The sequence below is a fragment of the Williamsia sp. genome (assembly GCF_036566845.1).
Taxonomy (GTDB): domain Bacteria; phylum Actinomycetota; class Actinomycetes; order Mycobacteriales; family Mycobacteriaceae; genus Williamsia.
Window position 1 is genome coordinate 1 of the sequence record NZ_DATCVM010000257.1, and the last position, 2,534, is coordinate 2,534.

The 2,534-nt window shown below is 64.4% G+C and carries 3 protein-coding genes and 1 pseudogene; all 4 read right to left on the reverse strand.

The genetic code is table 11. The annotated features are described in order from the left end of the window. Positions 1-244, reverse strand: a pseudogene (locus tag VIQ49_RS24795) (acyl-CoA carboxylase subunit beta); the annotation flags it as partial. A gap of 167 nt (positions 245-411) precedes the next feature. After that, complete coding sequence (locus tag VIQ49_RS24800) at positions 412-1,377, reverse strand: DDE-type integrase/transposase/recombinase (RefSeq protein WP_331889247.1); 966 nt, start codon at positions 1,375-1,377, stop codon at positions 412-414. Between the two features lie 35 nt (positions 1,378-1,412). Beyond that, entirely contained in the window at positions 1,413-1,655 is a 243-nt protein-coding gene (locus VIQ49_RS24805) for a hypothetical protein (RefSeq protein ID WP_331889248.1), read from the reverse strand. A 310-nt stretch (positions 1,656-1,965) separates the two neighbouring features. After that, a complete protein-coding gene (locus VIQ49_RS24810) occupies positions 1,966-2,487 on the reverse strand; it encodes an amino-acid N-acetyltransferase (protein ID WP_331889249.1) in 522 nt (173 codons plus the stop codon). Positions 2,488-2,534 lie beyond the last annotated feature (47 nt).

Here is a 2,534-nt window from a genome sequence, read left to right on the forward strand (position 1 = left end):
TGCCCCACGCCGCGAACGGACAGAGTTCCAGGAAGGCCGTGTCGGGGTCGATGAGCAGCTCGACGCGCTCCCGAGCCAGCATCTTGCCGCGGCTACGGTGCCGGGCGACGTACTTCTCGCCGCCGCCCGCGTTGGCCAGCGCCAGCTGTTCGGCGATCGTGTAGAGCTGCGCGATAAGTCCCTCGCGATTCTCGAGGTATACCGGTGCGCGAGTGTCGACCCGGTCGGGCAGGACGTCAACCAACTTTTCCTCCAGGTGACATCGACGTCGATCGCTGACACGTTACGTTAGCCGCTACTAACATCCGATGACAACGGGGTCGGCGCGGCAGGTCATGCCTTCCCGCCCGTACGGTCACCGCAGGGGCGCCCAGGAGACTCAGCCGGAACAGCGCGAGGTGGCGGGCGTTGTCAAGCTGCTTGGAGTCGGTCGTGGTCGTTTTCTGTGGGCAGGTTGATGCCGACGACGGGATCGGGACTTTGGGTACGTGGGCGGTGGCGGAATCGTTCGGAGTGGGCGTCGTAGTAGGCCTGTAGGGCTTTGTCGCGTTGTGTCCACTGCTGTGTCCACGATCCGTTGTGGACCTGTGCGGGGGTGAACAGCGCGGTGCCGCTGTGGCGGTGATGCTGGTTGTACCAGGACACATAGGCGCCCACCCAGGCGCGGGCGGCGTCGAGATCATCGAACACCCCGGGATAGTTCGGCCGGTACTTCATCGTGCGGAACTCCGATTCGGAGAACGGATTGTCATTGCTGACCCGCGGCCGGTTGTGCGTTTGGCCGATCTCCAGGTCGGCGAGCAGGTCTTTGAGGACCGTCGAGCGCATCGCCGGCCCGGAATCGGCATGCACCACCGCGGGCAGGCCGTGCTCAGCGAACGCAGCTTCAAACATGTCCACGGCGAGGTCGTCGCACTCCCGTTCCTCCACTCGCCAGCCCACGATCTTGCGGGAGTAGATGTCGATGATCGAGTACGCCTTGAACGTCACACCGCGCCACGGGCTGCGCAGGTCGGTGATATCCCAACTCCAGACCTGTTGTGGTCCTGTCGCTTTGAGTACCGGCGCCTGACGGGGTGTCTTGCTCGTCGAGCGGGTCGGTGCGATCGGGCGCGCACTTTGGTCCTTGATCGCGGCGGCAACCCGCCACCACGAACGCCGCGAGGCCAACATCACCCCCGCATCCCAGCTGGCGGCGAACGAGTGGTCCACCGAGATGCCCGCCACCCAGCCGGCCAGGATCTTGTCCCGGATCACTGCCCGGTCGGCCTCACCGATGCGCGACGGGTAAGCCCGATCCTTCTGCGGCAAGGGATCGCTGACCGGAAGGCGCGGGTTGGACCGGTAATGCCACGTCGAACGTGACAGATCGATCACCGCCAGAGCCTGACGTTGCGAACCGATCGCCGCGGTCAGCTCGGTGACGAGTTCGTTTTCCCGGTCGAGGAATCGTCGGGATCGCTCGTCGGCGGGGCTGCGTCGGGCTCGTTGACGTTCATCTCGTGCAAGAGCCCGATAGCTTTTCCCAGAGCCTCGTTGGTCGCCTCAAGCTGGCGAACCCGCTCTCGTAGCTGAGCGAGTTCGGCCTCGTCGCGGTCCTGCCTGGCCGTATCAACCTTGGCCAATGCTTTGCGCAGCGCCGGGGGAACTGTCATCTCACCACTGTCTCGCGGAATCAGGCCGCGGTCGAGGTCACCACCAAACACTGCCGCCTGCCACCGTCTGAACTGACCGTTTGACACCCCCGAAGCAGCAAGCCACGGCCCCTTCTGCCCATGAGGCACCCGCTGATACTCAACAACGAACTCACGAATCTCGGCGATACTGAATCCTGCACTGATCGACACACCACAACCCCTTCGCACTGACTCCAACTGACTCACAACGAGCCTGGCAAAGAGGGCCAGCAGCAAAAATGCGGGTCATCGCCTGCTGGAATGCAATTCCGGCGGGCGCGGGTGGGGGTCAGAGGGTCAGCAGCATCCTGGTGTTGCCGAGGATGTTCGGCTTCACATAGGACAGGTCGAGGAACTCCGCGACACCGGTGTCGTACGACCGGCGCATCTCCTCGTAGACCTCGGCGGTGACCGGGGTGCCCTCGATCTCCTTGAAACCGTGCGCGCCGAAGAACTCGACCTCGAAGGTCAGCACGAAGATGCGCTGCAGGCGCAGTTCGGTGGCGACGGCGAGCAATCGCTCCACGATGGCGTGGCCCACGCCGCGGCCGCGCACCTTGGGATGCACCGCCACCGTGCGCACCTCGCCCAGATCCGACCACAGCACGTGGAGAGCGCCGCAGCCGATCAGCTCACCCTCGAGTTCGGCGACCCAGAACTCCTGCACCGATTCGTAGAGGTTGACCAGGTTCTTCTCCAGCAGGATCTTGCCTGCATAGATGTCGACGAGCGATTTGATGGCGGGAACGTCGGAGGTCCTGGCGCGCCGCACGACGAGCGGGCCGGGGCATTCCTCCGGGGCTGCGGTCACACACGGAAGGGTATCGGTTCCGGCAACCAGTATTCTGTGGCGGTGCC